Raw genomic sequence first — 22,249 nt, 5'->3', positions numbered from 1 at the left:
GCTACCCTGCCCGGGTGACCCGACGTTCCTGGCTGTTGGCCGCGTCCACCGTGCTCGGCGTCGTCCTGCTGACCGGCGGCGCGGGAGCGCTCTGGCTGACCCGGACCGACCACGCCGAGGAGCGGGACTGCGTGGCCCGGGTCGCCGCCGAGGAGTCGACGGTCCGCACCGACCGGCGCTGGACCGACCGGGAGGTGCCCGGCGTCGGGGCGTACCCGGAGATCCACTGGCAGGTCGACTACCCGAGCTTCGCCTGCTCCCGGGCCCCCGGCCCCACCGACCTGCGCTACCAGGGCGTGGTGCGGCTCGCGCCGGCCGACGCGCGCGCCCTGGCCGCGACGTACGCCTGGACGCCGGTGACCGGCGCGGCGCCCGAGGTCTGGCCCGGCCTGACCGGACACGTGCCGGACGGCGTGCGCTGGCGGCGCAGCGCCGACCACGACGCCGCCGGCGCCGCCGAGGCGTGGTTCGCCCCCGAGCGGTCGCTGCTGCTGTTCACCGCCGTCGACACGTGAACGTTTCCCGGCTCCGGTACGTGAGAGCCGGTGGGCATCACCGGCGCCGGCCGGGGGTACTGCTGCGGGACACGGGTTCGACAGCCGGGAGGTAGCCGTGGGGGACAGGGCACGACGGCGGCGGCTCGGGCCGCTCGCCGGGCTGGTGGTGGCCGTGGTGGTGGCCGCCGGCTGCATGGGCGGCGGGCTCGAGCAGGGTGAGCCGCAGCAGCCCGCCCCGCGCGAGAGCGGCCGGTCGGAGCCGGAAGCGCGGACCACCCGGGCCGACGGCACCACCAGCGTCGCCGAGTTCAAGCAGGACTTCGAGGACGCCGTCGCGCTGGCCGAGAAGTACTGGACGGCGCAGTTCCGCGCCTCCGGGGAACGGTTCCGGCCGATCCGGCGGGTGGTGCCGTACAGCCGGGCCGGCGAGGTGTCCTGCGGCGGGCAGGGACTGCCCCGCAACAACGCGGTCTACTGCTCGGCCGGCGACTTCATCGCCTACGACGTGAACTGGTCCGTCTCGGCGTTCCGGGAGATCGGCGACGCGTTCCTGTTCTACCTGCTCGGCCACGAGTACGCCCACGGGGTGCAGGTCCGCCTCGGCATCCGCTACGACTTCACCATCCAGCAGGAGCTGCAGGCCGACTGCATGGCCGGGGCGTACCTCGGCGACAGCGTGCGCTCCGGGGCGCTGACCCTGGCCGACGGTGACCTGGACGAGTTCCGGGAAGGGCTGCTCGCCGTCGGCGACGACCCCGACCAGCCCTGGTTCGCCGAGGGCGCGCACGGCACCGCCGAGCAGCGCAGCGAGAAGTTCTTCAGCGGCTACGAGAATTCGCTGAAGGCGTGCGACCTCGGTTGATGCCGCAGGTCACCCCGATCGGGGACGGTGCCGGCCGGGGCCGGGCGGGCTGGCAGGATCGGCGGGTACGCGTACCGAAGGAGGCCCCGCTGAACAGCCCACGCCCCGCCGCCGTGCTCTTCGACATGGACGGCACCCTGGTCGACAGCGAGAAGCTGTGGGACGTCGCGTTGCAGGAACTGGCCGCCGTCTACGGCGGCACGTTGTCCGACGCGGCCCGCCGCGCGATCGTCGGCACCGGGATGGCCGACGCCATGCGGATCGTGCACGACGACCTGGGCCAACCGGAGCGGGACCCGCAGGCCAGCGCCGACTGGATCAGCGCGCGCATCCTCGACCTGTTCCGCACCGGGTTGCGGTGGCGGCCCGGCGCGCTCGCGCTGCTGCGGGCCGTCCGGACCGCCGGGATCCCCACCGCGCTGGTCACCTCCAGCGGGCGGCCCCTGGTCGAGGTCGCCCTGGACACGCTGGGCCGGGACAGCTTCGACGCGGTGGTCTGCGGCGACGAGGTGGGCGACCCGAAGCCGCACCCGGAGCCCTACCTGACCGCCGCGCGGCTGCTCGACGTGCCGATCGAGCGGTGCGTGGCGATCGAGGACTCGCCGACCGGCGTGGCGAGCGCGCTCGCCGCCGGGGCCGCCGTACTCGCCGTGCCGGCCGAGGTGCCGCTGCCGGCGACCGACGGCGTGCACCAGGTGGAGAGCCTGACGTCGGCGGACCTGGAGCTGCTCACGGCCCTGCTCAACCGTTAGGAAGGGGCCCTTCCTATCGCTCAGGCGATAAGAAGGGCCCCTTCCTTGCACCTCAGTCGTGGGCGATGGCGCCGAGCACGTTGATCCGCGCGGCGCGGATCGCCGGCAGCACCGCCGCCACCACGCCGATGATCGCGGCCAGCACCAGGAACGTCACCATCTGACCCCAGGGCAGGACCAGGTCGGTGATGCCCTCGTCCTTGAGCGCCCGGACCACCGCCGCGCCGAGGCCGGTGCCGACCACGACGCCGAGCAGCGCGCCGAAGATCGAGATCACCACCGCCTCGACGGTGATCATCCGCATGGTCTGCGCCCGGCGCAGGCCGATCGCCCGCAGCAGACCCAACTCGCGGGTCCGCTCCAGCACCGACAGGGCGAGCGTGTTGATGATGCCCAGCACCGCGATCACGATGGCCAGCGCCAACAGGATCTGGATCATCCGCAGCGGCGTGTCCAGCTGACTGGTCTGCTGCTTGATGAACGCGGCCCGGTCCGCCACCGACACCTCGGGACTGTCCGCCAGCAGCCGCTCGACCTGCGGCTGCACCGCGCCGACCGACGTGCCCGGGGCGAGCTGCACGAAACCCTGGATGGGCTGCGGGATGGCGAAGTCGGCGGCCGCCTGCGGCGGCAGCACCACCGGGTTGGTCAACTGCGAGCTCTCGTAGATGCCGCTGACCGTGTAGGTGCGGGCGTCGCCGCGGGACAGCTGCACCGGCACGGTCGAGCCGACCGACAGGTTGCGGTCCTTCGCGGTGTCGGAGCTGAGCAGCATCTGGTCGGGGGCCAGCCGGCTGATGTCACCGGCGGTGGCCTTCGCCCCGAAGATCCGCTCCAGCGCCGCCACGTTGCTCGACGCCGCCACCCAGGTCCGCTTGCCGCCGACCGTGGCCATGTCGCCGTACTCGCCGTCGACCAGCTGCACCCCGGGGATCGCGGCGGTCTTGTCCAGCACCGCCGGGTCGAAGCTCGGCGGGCGGGGCCCGGACGCGGATCCGGAGATCACCAGCTCGGCCTTGATCGTGTCCTCGGCCAGCGCGCTGATGCTGCCCTTGGCCGAGTCGAGGATCACGGTCACCCCGGTCACCAGCGCGATGCCCACCATCAGCGCTGCGGCGGTGATCGCCGTCCGGCGGGGGTTACGACCCGAGTTGAGCCGGCCCAGCTTGCCCGGGACCGACCAGGAGAAGATCGCGCCGAGCAGCGAGACCACCGGCCGGCTGATCACCGGCGTCAGCAGCGCCACCCCGATGAACGCGAAGAGCACCCCACCGAGGATGGTCGCGAGGGTGTTGTCGCCGGCGTTGCCGCTGAGACCGAGGAAGAGCAGCACCGCGCCGATGGTGGTGACCACCGCGCCGCCGACGGTCACCTTGGTCAGCGGACGGTCCGGCGTGGCCACGTCCTGCATCGCCGCGATCGGCGGGATGCGCGCGGCGCGCAGCGCCGGCAACAGCGCCGCGACCACCGTGATCACCAGACCGACCGCGAACGCGCCGATCACCGCCGCCGGCGGCACGCCCAGCCCGGCCAGGCTCAGACCGCCGGCGAGCTTGCCGAACAGGTACGCCAGCAGCGCGCCCACCCCGATGCCGGCGGCCAGCCCGAGCACCGAGGCGATCAGACCGACCGCGACCGCCTCCAGCACCACCGAACCGATGACCTGCCGGCCGCTGGCGCCGATGGCCCGCATCAGGGCAAGCTCACGGGTGCGCTGGGCCACGATGATCGAGAAGGTGTTGAGGATCAGGAACGTGCCGACCAGCAGCGCCACCGCGGCGAAGCCGAGCAGGATCTTGTTGAAGAAGGACAGTCCCTCCTTCAGCCCGGCCGACGCGTCGTCGGCGAGCTGCTCACCGGTCTTCACGTCGTAGCCGGCCCCCACCGCGCGGGACACCTCGTCGCGCAGCGCCTCCGGGGTGGTGCCGTCGGCGGCCCGCGCGCTGATGTTGCTGAACACGTCCGGCTTGCCGAGCATCAGCTGCTGCGCCACCGGGGTGGTGAAGGCGACCTCGTTCGCGCCGCCCACGGAGTCCCGGCCGCCGCTGTAGCCGAACACGCCGACCAGCGTGAACTCCTTCTTCGGCGCCAGGGTCAGCACGCCGACCCGGTCGCCGACCTTCACGTTCGCGGCCTTGGCCAGCGCGGCGTTGACCACGATCTCGTCGTCCGCGCGCGGCTCCCGGCCCTCGCGCAGCTTCACCAGGTCGCTCTCGCCGAGCCAGTTCTCGCCCAGCTGCGGCGGGCCGAACGAGGTGACCACCTTGCCGTTGGCGCCGATCAGACGGGCGCCGTCGGCGGCGACCACGCCCTGCACGTCCGCCGCGCCGGGCACCGCCTTCACCCGCTCGACCAGCGACGCCGGCACCGGGGCGGCCACCTGCTCGCCCTCGGTCTCGGACAGCTCCACCTTCGGCTTCGCCGCGACGTTCACGTCGACCTCGGCGTACGCGTCGGCGAAGACCGCGTCGAAGGACCGGCCGAGGGTGTCGGTGAGCACGAACGCGCCCGAGACGAACATGACGCCGAGCACCACCGCCAGGCCGGACAGCAGCAGGCGCAGCTTGCGCGCCAGCAGGCTCTTCAGCGTTGCCCGCAACATCAGTTGCCCACCTCGACCGGAGCGTCCAGCTTCTTCATGGTGTCCAGCACCGTGTCGGCGGTCGGCTCGATCAGCTCCGAGACGATCTGGCCGTCGGCGAGGAAGACCACCCGGTCGGCGTACGCGGCGGCGGTCGGGTCGTGGGTGACCATGACGATGGTCTGGCCGTGCTCACGCACCGAGTTGCGCAGGAAGTTGAGCACCTCCGCGCCGGAGCGGGAGTCCAGGTTGCCGGTCGGCTCATCCGCGAAGATCACGTCGGGGCGGGCGACCAGGGCCCGGGCGCACGCCACCCGCTGCTGCTGACCGCCGGAGAGCTGCGCCGGGCGGTGCCCGAGCCGCTCCCGCAGCCCGACCGTGTCGATCACCGTGTCGTACCAGGCCGGGTCGGCCTTGCGCCCGGCGATCGACAGCGGCAGCAGGATGTTCTCCTGCGCGGTGAGCGTGGGCAGCAGGTTGAACTGCTGGAAGATGAAGCCGACCTTGTCCCGGCGCAGCTTCGTCAGGCCCGAGTCGTTGAGCCCGGTCACGGTGGTGTCACCGATCATCACGGTGCCCCGCGTCACCGAGTCCAGACCCGCGAGGCAGTGCATCAGCGTCGACTTGCCCGAGCCGGACGGCCCCATGATCGCGGTGAAACGGCCGCGTTCGAACTCGGCGCTCACCCCCCGCAGCGCGATGACCTGCGCCTCACCGCTGCCGTACACCTTCCACACGTCGTTCGCCCGGGCCGCGGCCTGCGCTTGCCGGCCTACCGTCGCGGTCACGTCATCTACCTCTTCCGTCTGGCTGCTGATCCGCACCGCCCCCGCTGGTCGGTGCGGCGGTTCCATCCTCGGTGCCACCGGCGGCGGAACCGTCCGACCCTGGGCGGAATCCGTGCCGAATTTCCGGTGGGGGTCGCCCCCCAGGCCGGTTCAGGGTGATCCCTGACCGGCCGGCGGCGCCGACGGTAGGACCTCACGTCGCGTCATGGTCAACCCCGCGCCGCCGCCGTTGGTCACGGTACGTGAGGGCCGCCACCTATTTCCCCGGCCGCACCAGCCCCGTCTCGTAGGCCAGCACCACCGCCTGCACCCGGTCCCGCAGCCGCAGCTTGGTCAGCACGTGCCCGACGTGCGTCTTCACCGTGGTCTCGCTGACCGACAGCTCCCGGGCGATCTCGGCGTTCGACAGCCCGCGCGCCACCTGGGTCAGCACCTCCCGCTCCCGCTCGGTCAGCGGGTCCAGCACCCGCGGCGGGGCGGTCACCGGGTCCGGCAGCACGTCGGCGAACCGGTCCAGCAGCCGGCGCAGGATCCGCGGCGCCACCACCGCCTCCCCGGCCGCCACCGTGCGGATCGCGGTCACCAGGTCCTCGGCCGGCACGTCCTTGGCCAGGAAACCGCTCGCCCCGGCGCGCAGCGCCCCGACCACGTACTCGTCCAGCTCGAACGTGGTGAGGACGAGCACCCGCACCGGCAGCCGGGCGTCCACGATCGCCCGGGTGGCGGCGACCCCGTCCATCCGCGGCATCCGGATGTCCATCAGCACCACGTCGGGCAGCAGCCGCCGGGCCAGCTCCACCGCCTCCACGCCGTCGCCGGCCTCACCCACGATGTCCAGGTCGTCCTCGACGCCCAGCACCATCCGGAACCCGGTGCGCAGCAACGGCTGGTCGTCGGCGAGCAGGACCCGCACCGGTCGGGGCGCGGCGCCGTCTGTCATCAGATCCCCCTCGTCGTGCCCGGCGGCGGTCAGGCGGGGACCGCGCCGGCCGGGTCCAGCGGGATCCGCGCCTACACCCGGAAGCCGCCGCCCGGCACCGGTCCGGTCCGGTCCGGTCCGCAGGATCCCACCGTAGAGGGCCACCCGCTCCCGCATGCCGACCAGTCCGTGCCCGATCCGGTCGGGTGGGCGTCCCGGTCGGCGCCCGGTGTCGACCACCTCGACGGTCAGCACGCCGCCGCCGACGGTGATCCGGACCAGCGCGGTGGCCGGCCCGGCGTGGGCGAGGACGTTGCGCAGCGCCTCGGCGACGATGCGGTGGGCGGTGAGCGCCACCTCCTCGGCCACCGCGGTGGACGTGCCCTCCATCCGCAGGGTGACCGGCAGCCCGGCCCGGCGGGCCCGCTCGACGAGCGCGCGAACGTCAGGTCGGCACGGGGCGCGTCTCGTCGTCGCCGGCGCCGAACCCGGTCTCCTCCCCGAGGAGGAGGATCACTCGTCGGCCCCCGGGGTGGCCGGGCGGGAACGGGCGTCCACGAGCGGGTCGGGCGCGGCGCCGGCGACCGGGAACGGCGGCGGCGTGCCGCCGAAGCTCGGGCAGAGCGCCTGGTGGCTGCACCAGTCGCAGAGCCGGCTCGGCCGGGGCCGGAAGTCCTGCCGGGCGGTGGCCTGCTCGATCGCCCGCCACAACGCCACCACGGTGCGCTCGAAGCGCACCAGTTCCTCGGCGTCGGGGGCGTAGTCGCACACCTCCGCGTCCTTGAGGTAGAGCAGGCGCAGCACCCGCGGCACCACGCCCCGGGTGCGCCACAGCACCAGGGCGTAGAACTTCAGCTGGAACAGCGCCCGCGCCTCGAACGCCTCGCGCGGCGCGCCGCCGGTCTTGTAGTCGACCACCCGCAGCGCGCCGTCCGGGGCCACGTCGAGCCGGTCGAGATAGCCCCGGATCAGCAGCTCGTCGTCGACCACGGCGGAGATCAGCGCCTCCCGCTCGGCGGGCTCCAGCCGCTGCGGGTCCTCCACCGCGAAGTAGCCCTCCAGCAGCGCCGCCGCCGAACGCAGGAACTCCTGCGCGGCCGCCGCGTCGCCGTCGGCGAACAGCGTCGCCAGCTCCGGCTCCTCGGTGACCAGGCGATCCCACTGCGGGGCGACCAGGTCGCCCGCCGACTCCGGGGTGCGCGCCGGGGCCGGCAGGTCGAACAGCCGCTCCAGCACGGCGTGCACGAGCGTGCCCCGGGCCTGCTCGACCGTCGGCCGCTCGGGCAGCCGGTCGATGCTGCGGAACCGGTAGAGCAGCGGGCAGGTCTTGAAGTCGGCCGCCCGGGACGGCGACAGCGACGCCCGCACCGTGACCGGCACCCGTGCCGCCGTCTGGTCGCCCTGCGCGTCGATCACCGGTTCCGCCGTCATGCCCGGAAGGTTAGGCCACCCGTGTGACAGGTCGGTCGTCGCCGCACCGGGCCATGATCGGCGCCGCGTAGCATCGCCGGGGTGGAGCAGCGCACCCGACGACCGCGCCGGCCCGGGCTGAGCCTCGGCCGGGTCCTCGGGGTGCCGCTGCGCGTCGACGCCTCGATGCTGCTGCTCACCGTGGTGGTGACGGTGCTCTACGCGGCGCTGGCCCGGCGCCAGCTCGACCTCGGTCACCTCGCGGGCTACCTGGTCGGCCTCGGGTTCGTCGTCTCGCTGCTCGGCTCGGTGCTGCTGCACGAGCTGGGCCACGCGCTGACCGCCCGCCGACACGGCATCGGTGTGCGCGGGATCACCCTCGAACTGCTCGGCGGCTACACCGAGATGGACCGCGACGCCCCCAGCCCCCGGGTGGAGCTGCTCATCTCGCTGGCCGGGCCGGCCGTCTCGGCCGTGCTCGGCGCCGGGGCGGTCGCCGCCACCCTGGCGCTGCCCGCCGGCACCCTCGGCCACCAGCTCGCGTTCCAGCTCGCGGTCAGCAACGTCGTGGTGGCGATCTTCAACAGCCTGCCCGGGCTGCCGCTGGACGGCGGACGGGCGCTGCGCGCCGCGGTCTGGGCGCTCACCCGGGACCGGCACCGCGGCACCGAGGTGGCCGGCTGGGTCGGCCGGGCCGTGGCGGTGGCCACGCTCGCCCTGGTGGTGCTGCTCACCCTGCGCCGGGCGCTCGCCCCACTGGCCCTGCCGCTGCTGCTGCTGGTCGCGGTGACGCTGTGGCGGGGCGCCGGGCAGTCCATCCGGCTGGCCCGCATCGGCCGCCGGCTGCACCTGGTCGACCTGGCCCGGCTGGCCCGGCCACTGCTGCCGGTGCCCACCGGCACCCCGCTGGCCGAGGCGCACCGCCGCCGCGACGAGGCGGGCACACCGGACGCGGCGCTCAGCGTGGTCGACTCCGCCGGCCGTACCGTGTCGCTGGTCGACCCGGCCCGCGTCGCCGCCGTATCCCCGGCACGGCGGCCGTGGCTCGCGGTGGACGAGGTGGCCCGCGCCCTGACCGCCCTGCCCACCCTGCCGGTCGACGCGGACGGCGAGCGGGTGCTGGAGACCGTCCGCACCCACCCGGGCGCGCAGTACCTCGTGACGGCAGGCGAAGATGTGGTCGGCGTGCTGCACATCGCGGACCTCGCCCAGCTCCTCGAACCCAAACGGAAGACGAACACGTGACCGCAGAGACCTCCACCGTCCCGGCCCTGCCGCCCGTCCACCGGGGGCCGTTCCGGCCCGGCGACCGGGTCCAGCTGACCGACCCCAAGGGCCGGATGCACACCGTGACGCTGGAGCCCGGCAAGGAGTTCCACACCCACCGGGGGATCCTCAAGCACGACACGCTGATCGGCCTGCCCGACGGCAGCGTGGTCACCACCGCCGGCGGCGGCACCGCCTTCCTCGCGCTGCGGCCCCTGCTGTCGGACTACGTGCTCTCCATGCCGCGCGGCGCCCAGGTGATCTACCCGAAGGACTCGGCGCAGATCGTCGCGATGGGCGACATCTTCCCCGGCGCCAAGGTGCTGGAGGCCGGCGCCGGCTCGGGCGCGCTGTCCTGCTCGCTGCTGCGGGCCGTCGGCACCGAGGGCGAGCTGCACTCGTTCGAGCTGCGCGACGACTTCGCCCAGATCGCCCGGCGCAACGTCGAGGCGTTCTTCAACGGCCCGCACCCGGCCTGGCGGCTGCACGTCGGCGACGTCGCCGACAGCACCGAGACCGGGTTCGACCGGATCATCCTCGACATGCTCACCCCGTGGGAGATGCTCGACATGGTCGAGCGGTCGCTGGTCCCCGGCGGCGTGCTGATCGGCTACGTGGCCACCACCCCGCAGCTGTCGGAGCTGGTCGAGGCGCTGCGCGAGCGCGGCGGCTGGACCGAGCCGCGGGCCTGGGAGTCGCTGGTGCGCGACTGGCACGCCGAGGGTCTGGCCGTGCGGCCGGACCACCGGATGATCGCGCACACCGCGTTCCTGGTGTCCGCGCGCAAGCTCGCCCCCGGGGTGACCGCGCCGCCGCGCCGGCGCAAGCCCAGCAAGGGCGCCGAGGCGTACGCGCAGCGCCGGGACGCCCTGCGCGCGGCGGCGGCGGCCCGCGCGGCGGAGGAACCGGAGCAGTCCTGACCCCCGCCGCGCGCACGGCGGCGGGCGGGCGGATCATGTGTGCCCGTGGGGACGACGACACCGAGGTGGGTGGAGACGGTGGGCATGAGCGAGCGGATCGGAGCGCGCGGCGGGCGGCGCGCCCGTCCCGGTCACCGGAGCCGACGGCGGCGCACGGGCGGTGACGGCGGTTCGGGCCGACGGGAGGTGGCGTGAGCAACCCCGGCTACGGCAACGGTGACCTGCCCGCCGTCTTCCCCGACTGGTCGCCCTACACCGACCTGGAGTCGGCGGCCCGCGCCTACCTGCGGGACCCCGACATCGCCCTGGAGGCGCTCGGCGGGGTGCTGCGCGGCGCCTCCGTCCTCGGCTTCACCCTGGAACGCTTCGTCAACGAGGTGAACGGGGTGTGGCAGGAGGTCGTCGTCTGCGACGGCAGCCGGCTGGTGCTCTGGCACGGCGAGGACGTCCCGCCGGGGGAGGGGCCACCCGGCGCGATGACCTCCTCGCTGCGCGTGGTGCCGGTCTCCACCGTCACCGAGGTCGGCTGCCGGCGTCGGCTCACCCGGACCGACGACGGCACCGTCCGGATCGACAGCATCGACGTCTACCTGCTGCTCAGCTCGCTGGACGAGGCGCCGCCCAGCGACGAGGTGGCGGGCACGCCCCGGCACGACGCGCTGCGCTTCGGCAAGACCCTCGACGACGGCGGCGCCGGGCAGATCGCCCGGCTGGAGGAGTTCGCCCGGCTGGTCGCCTCGGTGGTCGGCCGGCCCCTGCTCTGACGGACGCACGACGGGCCGGGGACGACGTCCCCGGCCCGCCGTGTCCGGCACTGCTCAGTCCTCGGCCTCCGGGCCGGCCACCTCGACGCCGTCGCTGCCGCGCACCACGTGGATGCACTCGCCCGGGCACTCCTTCGCCGAGTCGATCACCTCGAGGCGCAGGTGCTCCGGCACGTCCACCCGGGCGCCCGGGGCCTGCCGCAGCTCGCCGTCCGGGCCCTTGACGTACGCCAGGCCGTCGACGTCGAACTCGAAGACCTCCGGCGCGTACTGCACGCAGAGCCCGTCGCCGGTGCAGAGGTCCTGATCCACCCAGACCTGCAACTGGTCGGTCGCGACGTCGGTCACGAAGCACCCCCCATGTTCTCCCGTCCCACACTCCGACGGTACCCGAACGCCCGTACCCACCCCGCGACCAGCCCTTGGCGATCAAGCTTCGGTGACGAGCGCGTTGCGGAGGACCGAATCGGGCTCATAGCGGCTAGTGTTAGGTCAGAACGTTCAAGCCCCCCGGGGAGGTGGGACGTGGCACGCAGCGACGACGCGGACTCGCGCGCCGCACGGTGGGAAAAGGAAGCCCACGATCTCTCCACGCAGGTCGCGTTCCTGCAAGAGGAACTCGCTCTGGTGCGGCGCAAGTTGACCGAAAGCCCCCGACACGTCCGGCAGCTCGAAGAGCGGCTGGCGGCCACCCAGGCGCAGTTGGCGCGGCTGACCGAGAACAACGAACGGCTCGTGGGCACCCTCAAGGAGGCCCGCGCGCAGATCGTGACGCTCAAGGAGGAGATCGACCGGCTCGCCCAGCCGCCCAGTGGCTACGGCGTCTTCCTGGCCAGGCACGACGACGGCACGGTGGACGTGTTCACCGGCGGGCGCAAGCTCCGGGTGGCCGTCTCGCCCTCGCTGGAGGTCGACGAGCTGCGCCGGGGCCAGGAGGTCCTGCTCAACGACGCCCTCAACATCGTCGACGCGTTCGGCTACGAGCGGGTCGGCGAGGTGGTGATGCTCAAGGAGATCCTGGCGGGTCCCGACGGCGCGCCGGGTGACCGGGCGCTGGTGGTCTCCCACTCGGACGAGGAGCGCATCGTCCACCTCGCGGAGACCCTGATCGGCAGCGCGATCCGGGCCGGCGACTCGCTCATGATCGAACCCCGCTCGGCGTACGCGTACGAGCGGATTCCCAAGAGCGAGGTCGAGGAACTGGTCCTGGAGGAGGTGCCCGACGTCAACTACGAGGACATCGGTGGCCTCCAGGCGCAGATCGAGCAGATCCGCGACGCGGTGGAGCTGCCCTTCCTGCACGCCGACCTGTTCCGCGAGCACCAGCTCCGGCCGCCGAAGGGCATCCTGCTCTACGGCCCGCCCGGCTGCGGCAAGACGCTGATCGCCAAGGCGGTGGCCAACTCGCTGGCCAAGAAGATCGCCGAGCGGGAGGGCAAGGAGCGGCACACCAGCTTCTTCCTCAACATCAAGGGCCCCGAGCTGCTCAACAAGTACGTCGGCGAGACCGAGCGGCACATCCGGCTGATCTTCCAGCGGGCGCGGGAGAAGGCCGGTGAGGGCACGCCGGTGATCGTGTTCTTCGACGAGATGGACTCCGTCTTCCGCACCCGCGGTTCCGGCGTCTCCTCCGACGTGGAGAACACCATCGTCCCGCAGCTGCTCAGCGAGATCGACGGCGTGGAGGGCCTGGAGAACGTCATCGTCATCGGCGCCTCCAACCGGGAAGACATGATCGACCCGGCGATCCTGCGTCCCGGCCGACTCGACGTGAAGATCAAGATCGAGCGTCCGGACGCCGAGGCGGCCAAGGACATCTTCTCCAAGTACATCCTCGCCGGCCTGCCGCTGCACGCCGACGACCTGGCCGAACACGGCAGCGACCCGCAGGCCACGGTGGCTGCCATGATCGACGCGGTGGTCCTGCGGATGTACTCCGAGACCGAGGAGAACCGCTTCCTCGAGGTCACCTACGCCAACGGCGACAAGGAAGTCCTCTACTTCAAGGACTTCAACTCCGGCGCGATGATCCAGAACATCGTCGACCGGGGCAAGAAGATGGCCATCAAGGAGTTCCTCACCTCCGGGCGCAAGGGGCTGCGACTGCAGCACCTGCTCGACGCGTGCGTCGACGAGTTCCGGGAGAACGAGGACCTGCCCAACACCACCAACCCGGACGACTGGGCGCGCATCTCCGGCAAGAAGGGCGAGCGGATCGTCTACATCCGCACGCTCGTCTCCGGCGGCAAGGGCGCCGAGGCCGGCCGGTCCATCGAAACGGCCAGCAACACCGGTCAATACCTCTGAGATCGCCCGCCGGGGCGGCGCCGCGCAGGCGCCGCCCCGGTCGGTCCTCGACGGGGCCACGAAACCGGGCCGCGCCCGCTAGGGTCTGCCCGTGCGTAGATCACTCGCCCCGGCCCTGCTCGGCTGCCTGACCGCCCTGCTCACCGCCTGCGGCACCACCACCGACACCGCCTCCGCGCCGACCACCTCGGCGTCCGCCTCCGCGCCCACCACCGCCGACGCGCCCGCCGCGATCCGCCAGGGCTTCCAGCGGAGCCTGGAGAAGACCCTCAAGATGGACGTCACCATCAAGGCGGGCAACCAGACCGTCACCATGCGGTCGGCCGTCGAACCCGCCACGGGCGCGATGACGCTCGACATGCGCACGCCCGAGCCGGTCAGCATGGTCGTCACCACCGACGCCGTCTACGTCAAGCAGGACGCGTCCGACGGCAAGCCCTGGATGAGGCTCGACCGCAGCCGGCTGCGCCCCGACGGGCAGCTGGCCCAGGGCCTCGACGTCCGGGCGCAGGCCGGCATCCTCGGCGGAGTCGTCTCCGCCGAACCGGCCGGCGACGGCCGCTACACCGGCGTCGCCGACCCGGAGAAGGCCATCGCAGCGGCCTCCAGCGACGCCGAGAAGGCCACCCTGCGCAACGCGTTCAAGGTGCTCAAGACGAAGACGGTGCCGTTCGAGGCCACCCTGGACGCCGAGGGTCGACTCACGCTGCTCACCTACACGTTCGACACCGCGGCCGGGAAAATCGACAACGAGATGAAGATGCACAGCTTCGGCGAGCCGGTCAGCATCACCGCGCCGCCCGCGGCACAGACCGAGGACGCCGCCGCGGAGGCGTACCGCTTCTTCTGACCGTCGAGTTCAGCACGGCGACGGCCGGACGGACCGCACCGCTCCGGCCGCCGCCGAGGACGGCCAACGGCGCCCGCCGGGGCCCGGCGCGCCACCTACCGTCGAAGTGCCGACTACGCTCGACGTGACGGGGACCGGGACGGCGAGCGGAGCGGGCAGGTCGATGAGCGTCAGACGGATCATGGGCACCGAGGTCGAGTACGGCATCTCCGTGCCCGGCCAGGCCGGAGCCAACCCGATGGTCACCTCCTCGCAGGTGGTCAACGCGTACGGGGCCCGACCGGAACTCAACCGGGGCGGGCGGGCGCGCTGGGACTACGAGGAGGAGTCGCCGCTGCGCGACGCCCGCGGCTTCACCTACTCCGGGGCGGCCTACGACCCGGCCGAGGCGCTCGCCGACGAGGACCTCGGACTGGCCAACGTCATACTCACCAACGGAGCGCGGCTCTACGTCGACCACGCCCACCCGGAATACTCCACCCCCGAGGTGACCACCCCCCTCGACGTGGTGCGGTGGGACAAGGCGGGGGAGCGGGTGATGGCCGAGGCGGCCCGCCGGGCGGCCACCATCCCGGGCACCCACCCCATCCACCTGTACAAGAACAACACCGACAACAAGGGCGCCAGCTACGGCGCGCACGAGAACTACCTGATGCGCCGGCAGACGCCGTTCGCCGACATCGTGGCGTACCTGACGCCGTTCTTCGTCACCCGGCAGATCGTCTGCGGCGCGGGCCGCGTCGGCATCGGCCAGGACGGCGGCCAGAGCGGCTTCCAGATCTCCCAGCGCGCCGACTTCTTCGAGGTCGAGGTCGGGCTGGAGACCACCCTCAAGCGGCCGATCATCAACACCCGCGACGAGCCGCACGCCGACGCCGACAAGTACCGCCGGCTGCACGTCATCATCGGCGACGCCAACCTCTCCGAGATCTCCACGTTCCTGAAGGTCGGCACCACGTCGCTGATCCTCGCCATGATCGAGGAGAAGGCGCTCGGCGCGGACCTGGGCATCGCCGACCCGGTCGGGGAGCTGCGCGCGGTCAGCCACGACCCGTCGCTGAAGCACCTGATGCGGCTGCGGGACGGGCGCCGGCTCACCGCGCTGGACGTGCAGTGGGCCTACCTGGAGCGGGTCCGTTCCTTCGTGGACGACCGGTACGGCCAGGACGTCGACGCGCAGACGGCCGACGTGCTCGACCGCTGGGAGAGCGTGCTGGACCGGCTCGGCCGCGACGCGTTCGAGTGCGCCGACGAGCTGGACTGGGTGGCCAAGCTGCGCGTCCTGGAGGGCTACCGGGAGCGGGAGAAGCTCGCCTGGGGCTCGCACAAACTGCAACTGGTCGACCTGCAGTATTCCGACGTGCGCCCGGAGAAGGGGCTCTACCACCGCCTGGTCCAGCGCGGCTCGATGAAGACGCTGCTGACCGACGAGCAGACCCGCACCGCGATGACCGAGCCGCCGGAGGACACCCGGGCCTACTTCCGGGGCCGCTGCCTGGCCCAGTACGCCTCCGAGGTGGTCGCCGCGAGCTGGGACTCGGTCATCTTCGACGTGGGCCGCGAGTCGCTGGTCCGGGTGCCGATGATGGAGCCCGAGCGGGGCACCCGCGCGCACGTCGGGCAGCTCTTCGACCGCTGCGAGAGCGCCAAGGACCTGCTGGAGATGCTCACCGGCGGGTGACCCGGATGCCGGAAGGCCCGTCGTGTGCCGGAACCCGGCGCGCGACGGGCTTTTCGTCGCTCCCGCGAGGTAAGTTGATCGCAGGCGATCGTGGAGGAGGCACCACCATGGCGACGCAAGAGGGTGGTCAGACCCAGTCCGGCAAGTCCCACGAGGAGGTCGAGGAGGTCACCGCGCAGGCCAACCCCGAGGTGGCCGAGCGGCACGCCGAGATCACCGAGGACGTCGACGACCTGCTCGACGAGATCGACTCCGTCCTGGAGGAGAACGCCGAGGAGTTCGTGAGAGGATATGTGCAGAAGGGCGGTCAATGAGGCATATGTCCGATTTGCCGGAGGCTTCGGACAAGCTCTGCCCCCAGTGTGGCCGCTCGTTGCCGGTGTCGGCGTTTCACCGTAACCGGCGGCGCCCGGACGGGCTGGCCTTCTACTGCAAGACGTGTGCTTCGGTTCGCTCCGAGGCGAGCCGACGAAAGCGGGGGATCGCGCCGCAGCGCAAAGCGCCTGTGCCGGTCGCCGACGGCCTGAAGTGGTGTCCCGACTGCGAGCAGATCAAACCGGTCGAGGACTTCCCCGAACGACGAACGCGAGCGGTCGGCACAGCTACTGCAAGCCGTGCCACATCGCCCGAGGTAACGACAGCAAGCAGCGGCTCCATGGCGGCAGCCGCGAGTACCACCTGCGTCGCCGCCACGGGGTCGGCGAGAAGGAGTTCCAGGAGCTCCTGGCCGAGCAGGGCGGTGTGTGCGCGATCTGCCGGCGCCCCGATCCGGAACATCTGGACCACGATCATCGCACCGGATGGGTGCGCGGGATACTCTGCTTCAACTGCAACGGCGGTCTCGGCCAGTTCAAGGACGACCTCGACAACCTGGCCGGGGCGATCACATACCTGAGAGGAACCACGTGGCAGCGGGTTTTGATCCATCCGGGCGTCTTCCAGATGTGTTCACCAACGCGGGGACGTCCTCCTTCACAACGTTCCTGAGCAAGGTCGCCCCGGAGATGCTGCCCGGGCGTCGGCCGTTGCCGCCCGGCATGGCCGCCGACATGGCGCCGCACGCGACCACCATCGTGGCCATCGCGGCCGCCGGTGGTGTGGTCATGGCCGGCGACCGGCGCGCCACCATGGGCAACCTGATCGCCCAGCGCGACATCGAGAAGGTGCACCCCGCCGACGCGTACTCGCTGGTCGGCATCGCCGGCACCGCCGGCATCGGCATCGAGCTGATGCGACTGTTCCAGGTGGAGCTGGAGCACTACGAGAAGATCGAGGGCGCGATGCTCTCGCTCGACGGCAAGGCCAACCGGCTGGCCTCGATGATCCGCGGCAACCTGGGCGCGGCGATGCAGGGTCTGGCCGTGGTGCCGCTCTTCGCCGGCTTCGACCTGGCCGCGAGCGACCCGGCGCGCGCCGGGCGGATCTTCAGCTTCGACGTGACCGGCGGCCCCTACGAGGAGACCGGCTACGACGCGATTGGCTCCGGCTCGCTGTTCGCCAAGTCCGCGCTGAAGAAGCGTTTCCGGGCGGGCCTGTCGATCGACGACGCGACCCGGTTGGCCGTCGAGGCGCTCTACGACGCGGCGGACGACGACACCGCCACCGGCGGCCCCGACCTGACCCGGCGGATCTACCCGGTCGTGATGACCGCGACGGCCGACGGCACCCACCGGCTCACCGACGCCGAGACGGCGACGATCGCGGAGGGCGTGGTGTCCGGCCGGATGGAGAACCCCGGCGGCTGACGCCGCTCCCACGTCCATCGAGTCAGCAGTCCCGCAAGAAGGAGAACCGCCGCCGTGGCCATGCAGTTCTACGCCTCGCCCGAGCAGATCATGCGCGACCGTTCCGAGCTGGCCCGCAAGGGCATCGCCCGGGGCCGCAGCGCGGTGGTCCTGAGCTACGCCGGTGGGGTGCTCTTCGTCGCCGAGAACCTGTCCAGCACGCTGCACAAGGTCAGTGAGATCTACGACCGGATCGGCTTCGCCGCCGTGGGCCGGTACAACGAGTTCGAGAACCTGCGGCGCGCGGGTGTGCGGATGGCCGACCTCAACGGACTGAGCTACGACCGGCGGGACGTGACCGGTCTGGCGTTGGCCAACGCGTACGCGCAGACGCTGGGTGCGATCTTCACCGAGCAGTCGAAGCCGTTCGAGGTGGAGATCTGCGTGGCCGAGGTGGGCGCCACGCCGGACGACGACTCCCTCTACCGGGTGACCTACGACGGTTCGGTGAACGACGAGCCGGGCCGGATGGCGATGGGTGGCCAGTCCGAGGCGATCGCCGGGGTGCTGAAGAACGAGCACCGGCCGGAGATGTCGCTGTCCGAGGCGGTGCGCGCCGCGATGAAGGCGCTCAGCAGCGTCGGTGGCGAGGGCGGGGCGGCCCGGACGATCGCCGCGAACCAGCTGGAGGTGGCGGTCCTGGACCGGGGCCGGGTCGGGCGGACGTTCCGCCGGGTCACCGGGGCGGCGCTGACCGGGTTGCTGGAGGGTGACGCGGCTGCGGACACCGCGCCGGCGCCGGGCCGGGCGAAGACCCCGACGGTGCCGACGGAGGAGGCGAAGAAGCCGACCACGTCGGCGGGTTCGGCCGATCTGGAGGGCAACGCGGAGGACCGGCCCGCCGAGTGACGTCTGCTTGCGGACCCCGCCACCTCGCCGAGGTGGCGGGGTCTTGCGCGTACGGATGCCGCCACCTCACCGATCTGCGTGGGGGAGATCGCAAGCGGTGAGCGTCGGCGCTGCCCATCGGGGGCTCCGGGCGGCTAATGTCTCATCATGGAGCGGCGAATCTTCGGCCTCGAAACCGAGTACGGCGTCACCTGCACCTATCGCGGGCAACGCCGGCTTTCCCCCGACGAGGTCGCGCGGTACCTGTTCCGGCGGGTGGTGTCGTGGGGCCGGTCGAGCAACGTGTTCCTGCGCAACGGCGCCCGCCTCTATCTGGACGTGGGCTCGCACCCGGAATATGCGACGCCGGAGTGCGACTCGGTGACCGACCTGGTGGCCCACGACCGGGCCGGTGAGCGGATCCTGGAGGGCCTGCTCGTCGACGCGGAGAAGCGGCTGCACGACGAGGGCATCGCGGGCGAGATCTACCTGTTCAAGAACAACACCGACTCGGCCGGCAACTCGTACGGCTGCCACGAGAACTACCTGGTGTCCCGGCACGGCGAGTTCGGCCGGCTGGCCGACGTGCTGATCCCGTTCCTGGTCACCCGGCAGTTGATCTGCGGCGCGGGCAAGGTGTTGCAGACGCCGCGCGGCGCGGTCTACTGCCTGTCCCAGCGGGCGGAGCACATCTGGGAGGGTGTCTCCTCGGCGACCACCCGGAGCCGGCCGATCATCAACACCCGGGACGAGCCGCACGCGGACGCGGAGCGCTACCGCCGGCTGCACGTGATCGTCGGTGACTCGAACATGAACGAGGTCACCACGCTGCTGAAGGTCGGCACGGCCGACATCGTGCTGCGGATGATCGAGGCCGGCGTGGTGATGCGGGACCTGACGTTGGAGAACCCGATCCGGGCCATCCGCGAGGTGTCGCACGACATCACCGGGCGGCGCAAGGTGCGCCTGTCCTCCGGCAAGGAGGTGTCGGCGCTGGAGATCCAGCAGGAATACCTGGCCAAGGCGACCGAGTTCGTGGAGCGTCGGGGCGGCGACCAGACCGCCAAGCGGGTGGTGGACCTGTGGGCGCGGGTGCTGCGCGCGGTGGAGACCGGCGACCTGGACCCGGTGGCCCGGGAGATCGACTGGATCACGAAGCTGAAGCTGATCGAGCGTTACCAGCGCAAGCACGACCTGCCGCTGTCGCACCCGCGGGTGGCGCAGATGGACCTGGCCTACCACGACCTGCGGCGCGGGCGGGGCCTCTACGGGTTGCTGGAGCGTCGGGGCGAGGTGGACCGGGTGGCCACCGACCCGGAGATCTTCGAGGCGAAGGAGACGCCGCCGCAGACCACCCGGGCGCGGCTGCGCGGCGAGTTCATCCGGCACGCGCAGGAGAAGCGGCGTGACTTCACGGTGGACTGGGTGCACCTGAAGCTGAACGACCAGGCGCAACGCACGGTGTTGTGCAAGGACCCGTTCCGGGCGTACGACGAGCGGGTGGAGCGGCTGATCGCGAGCATGTGAGGCCGGCGGCGGCCGGTGCCTGCGGGCGCCGGCCGCCGGGGCACCGGTACGCTGGCGTCGCCATGGACACTTCCGAACCGCAACCTCACGGCCGCGAGCCCGGCCGGACCTCCGGCCGCGAGCGGGACGGCGGCACCGAGAAGCTCAACTGGATCGACCGGCGGCGGGAGAAGATCCGCGCCGAGGTCGAACGCAACCGCCGCGGTGAGTACACCGTGCCGACGTGGGTGCTGGCGGTGGCGCTGGCGCTGATCGTGGGCGTCTGGCTGGGCCTGATCTTCTTCCTGGGCTGAGGACGCTCCCGCTCAGCGCAGCAGGGCGGCGGCGTACCGGCCGGCGGCGGCCGCGGCCAGGAAGTAGGCGTGGTCGGCGTCGAGCCCGCGACCCATCGTCGACAGTCCGACCGGGCTGGCCCGCAGTGCGGCGTCGAGCCCGTCGACGGGCACGGTGACGATCCGGTGCCGGTCGGTCAGGGGCGCGAGCGCCGCGGTCACGTCGGCGGCCAGGTCGGGGTCGAGGCCGTCGGGCACGACCAGCTCCGCGGGGGCCAGCGCCACCCGGCCGTACGCGGTGAGGCTGTGATGCGAGACGCCCCGGTGTCGGGGCCGGGGGTCGGCCGCGGAGATCCGCAGTGAGCCGACCGCGCGTCCGCCCAGCGTGGCGACGGCGTTGACGGCCTCGCCGACGGCCACGCCGGAGAAGCCCCAGCGGGTGCCGGTGCCGAGGTTGCCCGGCCCCTGCGCGACGATCGCCACGTCGGCGTCGAGCACGTGCCGGGCGGCGAGCAGGCCGCTGTGCAGCGTGCTGGCCTCCAGGTCACCGCCGAACGCCTGCCCCACGCTGACCGTGCCGACGAGACGGTCGGCCAGGCCGGCCAGCGTGCGGGAGAACCAGGCCGGCAGCGCGCCACCGTCGGTGAGCAGGTAGGCGACCCGGGCGCGGGGGGCGTCGGCGTGCACGCCGGCCAGGATCGCCGGCAGCGCGGAGTGCAGGTCGGCGGTGACCACCGGCATCCCGTCGACGGACTCGGCGGCGGCCAGCCGGTCGTGGTGCGGGGAGGCTTCCTCGTCGACGCCGAGCAGGATCGGTTGCAGCGGCGTGTAGCGGGCCTTGACCAGGTGCCCGGCGTCGCGGCTGTCGCCGGCCTGCGGCGGGTCGGCGGGAAGCCGGTCGGGCAGCGCGACGACCAGGGCGTACCCGCCGGTGCCGAGGCCCATCAGCAGCGCGCCGGCGTTGAGCAGCACCCGGTCGCCGGGCTGCGGGTCGCCGACCAGGGCCGGGTAGGCCAGCGCGCGCATCCGGGCGCCGTCGGGCAGGTCGACGTCGAGTTCGACGGCGCCGGCCCACCGCCGCCGTACCGTCGTGACCGTGCCGGACCGCCATCGCACCATGCCGGCACGCTATCGGCCGGCGTCGGGGCGTCCCGAGGCCGGGTCAGCCGTCCCGGCCGGGCGGGGGCTCCTCCTGCGTGGTCCGGGCGCGCCCGCCGGGCCCGCGGGAGCGGGTGGGGTCGAGGAAGACGTACGCGATCTCCGGGAACCGGTCGGTGAGCCGGCGTTCGGCCTCGTCGGAGGCGGCCTCGATGTCGGCGCCGGTGGCGTCGTCGCGGAAGTCGATCTTGGCGGCGACGAGGATGTCCTCCGGGCCGAGGAACATGGTCATCAGGGTGTCGACGCGGTCCACCGTCGGCACCTCCTCCAGCTCCCGTTCGATCTGCCGGTGCACCCGTTCGGAGACGGCGCGGCCGACCAGCAGCGAGATGTTGCTGCGGGCCAGGATGCCGGCGACGACCAGCAGCAGCGCGCCGATGAGGATGGAGGCGATGCCGTCGTAGAGCTCGTCGCCGGTGAGGTGGGACAGGGTGAGCCCGGCGGCGGCGATGAGCAGGCCGATCAGGGCGGCGGTGTCCTCCAGGAAGACCGCCTTGACCGTGGTGTCGGCGGTCAGCCGCAGGTATCGGCGGGGGGTGGCGCGCCAGCGGCGGGACTCCCGGCGCACCTGCCGTACCGCCCGGGCCAGCGACACCGACTCGATGGCGAACGACACCGCCAACACCACGTACGAGATCAGGTAGTCGCCGGTGTGCTCGTGCACGAGGATCGTGGTGACGCCGTGGGTGATGGCGAAGCCGGCGCCGGCGACGAAGGTGAACAGCGCGGCGAGGAACGCCCAGACGTAGCTCTCCTTGCCGTACCCGAAGGGGTGCCGGGTGTCGGCGGGCCGCGCGCCCCGCCGCAGCGCCAGGTAGAGCAGCACCTCGGTGGTGGTGTCGGCCACCGAGTGGGCGGCTTCGGAGAGCATCGCGGCGGAACCGGAGATCAGGCCCGCGACCAGCTTGGCGACCGCGATGGCGAGGTTCGCCGCGCCGGCCACCACGACGGTGCCGACGCTCTCGGACTTGACTTCCGCATCCGCCATGCGATCACCCTAGGGCCGGCCCCGTCCGGCCGCCGGGCGGAGACGAACGGGTCGATGCCCGCGCCGCGCCCGCGCGGGTGCCCGCGTCGGACGCG

22 protein-coding genes are annotated in these 22,249 nt (G+C 72.5%); 15 read left to right on the top strand and 7 right to left on the bottom strand.

The window, feature by feature from the left end; genetic code table 11:
- Positions 1-14 precede the first annotated feature (14 nt).
- The 3 genes from COO58_RS12330 (at position 15) to COO58_RS12320 (ending at position 2,111) form a co-directional block, all read left to right on the top strand.
- Positions 15-515 carry a hypothetical protein gene (locus COO58_RS12330; protein ID WP_141561882.1) on the top strand — a complete coding sequence of 167 codons (501 nt, stop codon included), beginning with the start codon at positions 15-17 and terminating at the stop codon, positions 513-515.
- 97 nt (positions 516-612) lie between these two features.
- A complete protein-coding gene (locus COO58_RS12325) occupies positions 613-1,359 on the top strand; it encodes a neutral zinc metallopeptidase (protein ID WP_098745034.1) in 747 nt (248 codons plus the stop codon).
- A 113-nt stretch (positions 1,360-1,472) separates the two neighbouring features.
- Positions 1,473-2,111 (top strand): HAD family phosphatase, encoded by a 639-nt coding sequence (locus COO58_RS12320; RefSeq protein ID WP_098746285.1) that lies wholly within the window; start codon positions 1,473-1,475, stop codon positions 2,109-2,111.
- Between the two features lie 52 nt (positions 2,112-2,163).
- Here the strand turns inward: COO58_RS12320 and COO58_RS12315 are convergent, their stop codons facing one another.
- From COO58_RS12315 to COO58_RS12300, 4 genes are all read right to left on the bottom strand, one after another.
- Positions 2,164-4,713 carry an ABC transporter permease gene (locus COO58_RS12315; RefSeq protein WP_098745033.1) on the bottom strand — a complete coding sequence of 850 codons (2,550 nt, stop codon included), beginning with the start codon at positions 4,711-4,713 and terminating at the stop codon, positions 2,164-2,166.
- Entirely contained in the window at positions 4,713-5,480 is a 768-nt protein-coding gene (locus tag COO58_RS12310) for an ABC transporter ATP-binding protein (RefSeq protein ID WP_091575196.1), read from the bottom strand. Before COO58_RS12310 ends, COO58_RS12315 begins: the two co-directional genes overlap by 1 nt.
- A 256-nt stretch (positions 5,481-5,736) precedes the next feature.
- Positions 5,737-6,420, bottom strand: coding sequence for a response regulator transcription factor (locus tag COO58_RS12305; RefSeq protein ID WP_091575193.1), 684 nt, complete (start codon positions 6,418-6,420; stop codon positions 5,737-5,739).
- A 492-nt stretch (positions 6,421-6,912) separates the two neighbouring features.
- Positions 6,913-7,830, bottom strand: a complete 918-nt coding sequence (locus COO58_RS12300) for a PD-(D/E)XK nuclease family protein (RefSeq protein WP_091575189.1) — start codon at positions 7,828-7,830, stop codon at positions 6,913-6,915.
- A gap of 81 nt (positions 7,831-7,911) precedes the next feature.
- Here COO58_RS12300 and COO58_RS12295 point away from each other — a divergent pair, with 81 nt between their 5' ends.
- From COO58_RS12295 to COO58_RS12285, 3 genes are all read left to right on the top strand, one after another.
- Complete coding sequence (locus COO58_RS12295) at positions 7,912-9,054, top strand: M50 family metallopeptidase (RefSeq protein ID WP_369700181.1); 1,143 nt, start codon at positions 7,912-7,914, stop codon at positions 9,052-9,054.
- Positions 9,051-9,995, top strand: a complete 945-nt coding sequence (locus tag COO58_RS12290; RefSeq protein WP_091575186.1) for a tRNA (adenine-N1)-methyltransferase — start codon at positions 9,051-9,053, stop codon at positions 9,993-9,995. The genes COO58_RS12295 and COO58_RS12290 overlap by 4 nt, the downstream gene beginning before the upstream one ends.
- 191 nt (positions 9,996-10,186) lie before the next feature.
- The gene (locus tag COO58_RS12285; protein ID WP_091575184.1) at positions 10,187-10,759 is read left to right on the top strand and encodes a hypothetical protein; all 573 of its coding nucleotides are present in this window, start codon (positions 10,187-10,189) and stop codon (positions 10,757-10,759) included.
- 54 nt (positions 10,760-10,813) lie between these two features.
- On the opposite strand, the gene COO58_RS12280 is transcribed toward COO58_RS12285, so the two are convergent.
- On the bottom strand, positions 10,814-11,107 hold the full coding sequence (locus tag COO58_RS12280) for a ferredoxin (RefSeq protein WP_013286103.1): 294 nt from the start codon (positions 11,105-11,107) through the stop codon (positions 10,814-10,816).
- A 177-nt stretch (positions 11,108-11,284) separates the two neighbouring features.
- On the opposite strand from COO58_RS12280, the gene arc reads away from it, so the two are divergent.
- From arc to COO58_RS12235, 9 genes are all read left to right on the top strand, one after another.
- Positions 11,285-13,066, top strand: a complete 1,782-nt coding sequence (arc, locus tag COO58_RS12275) for a proteasome ATPase (RefSeq protein ID WP_091575179.1) — start codon at positions 11,285-11,287, stop codon at positions 13,064-13,066.
- Positions 13,067-13,157: 91 nt separating this feature from the next.
- Entirely contained in the window at positions 13,158-13,916 is a 759-nt protein-coding gene (locus COO58_RS30180) for a hypothetical protein (protein ID WP_176558795.1), read from the top strand.
- A gap of 163 nt (positions 13,917-14,079) precedes the next feature.
- Positions 14,080-15,597 carry a depupylase/deamidase Dop gene (gene dop / locus COO58_RS12265; protein ID WP_091575175.1) on the top strand — a complete coding sequence of 506 codons (1,518 nt, stop codon included), beginning with the start codon at positions 14,080-14,082 and terminating at the stop codon, positions 15,595-15,597.
- Positions 15,598-15,704: 107 nt separating this feature from the next.
- Positions 15,705-15,911, top strand: coding sequence for a ubiquitin-like protein Pup (locus COO58_RS12260; protein WP_073836803.1), 207 nt, complete (start codon positions 15,705-15,707; stop codon positions 15,909-15,911).
- Between the two features lie 124 nt (positions 15,912-16,035).
- On the top strand, positions 16,036-16,584 hold the full coding sequence (locus COO58_RS12255) for an endonuclease VII domain-containing protein (protein ID WP_369700180.1): 549 nt from the start codon (positions 16,036-16,038) through the stop codon (positions 16,582-16,584).
- Entirely contained in the window at positions 16,503-17,342 is an 840-nt protein-coding gene (gene prcB, locus COO58_RS12250; protein WP_172967792.1) for a proteasome subunit beta, read from the top strand. Before COO58_RS12255 ends, prcB begins: the two co-directional genes overlap by 82 nt.
- A gap of 54 nt (positions 17,343-17,396) precedes the next feature.
- The gene (gene prcA, locus COO58_RS12245; protein WP_091575169.1) at positions 17,397-18,230 is read left to right on the top strand and encodes a proteasome subunit alpha; all 834 of its coding nucleotides are present in this window, start codon (positions 17,397-17,399) and stop codon (positions 18,228-18,230) included.
- Between the two features lie 147 nt (positions 18,231-18,377).
- Positions 18,378-19,736: a Pup--protein ligase gene (gene pafA / locus COO58_RS12240; RefSeq protein ID WP_091575167.1), complete on the top strand. Its 1,359-nt coding sequence runs from the start codon at positions 18,378-18,380 to the stop codon at positions 19,734-19,736.
- Between the two features lie 62 nt (positions 19,737-19,798).
- Entirely contained in the window at positions 19,799-20,029 is a 231-nt protein-coding gene (locus COO58_RS12235) for a hypothetical protein (RefSeq protein ID WP_091575165.1), read from the top strand.
- Positions 20,030-20,041: 12 nt separating this feature from the next.
- Here COO58_RS12235 and COO58_RS12230 read toward each other — a convergent pair whose 3' ends face one another.
- Positions 20,042-21,127 (bottom strand): DUF3866 family protein, encoded by a 1,086-nt coding sequence (locus COO58_RS12230; protein ID WP_091575162.1) that lies wholly within the window; start codon positions 21,125-21,127, stop codon positions 20,042-20,044.
- Positions 21,128-21,170: 43 nt separating this feature from the next.
- Positions 21,171-22,154: a cation diffusion facilitator family transporter gene (locus tag COO58_RS12225; protein ID WP_098745031.1), complete on the bottom strand. Its 984-nt coding sequence runs from the start codon at positions 22,152-22,154 to the stop codon at positions 21,171-21,173.
- Between the last annotated feature and the right edge of the window lie 95 nt (positions 22,155-22,249).

It is taken from the genome of Micromonospora sp. WMMA1996, assembly GCF_002573675.1.
GTDB classification, from domain to species: Bacteria; Actinomycetota; Actinomycetes; order Mycobacteriales; family Micromonosporaceae; genus Micromonospora; species Micromonospora sediminicola.
This window is presented reverse-complemented; position numbering and strand designations above follow the sequence as displayed.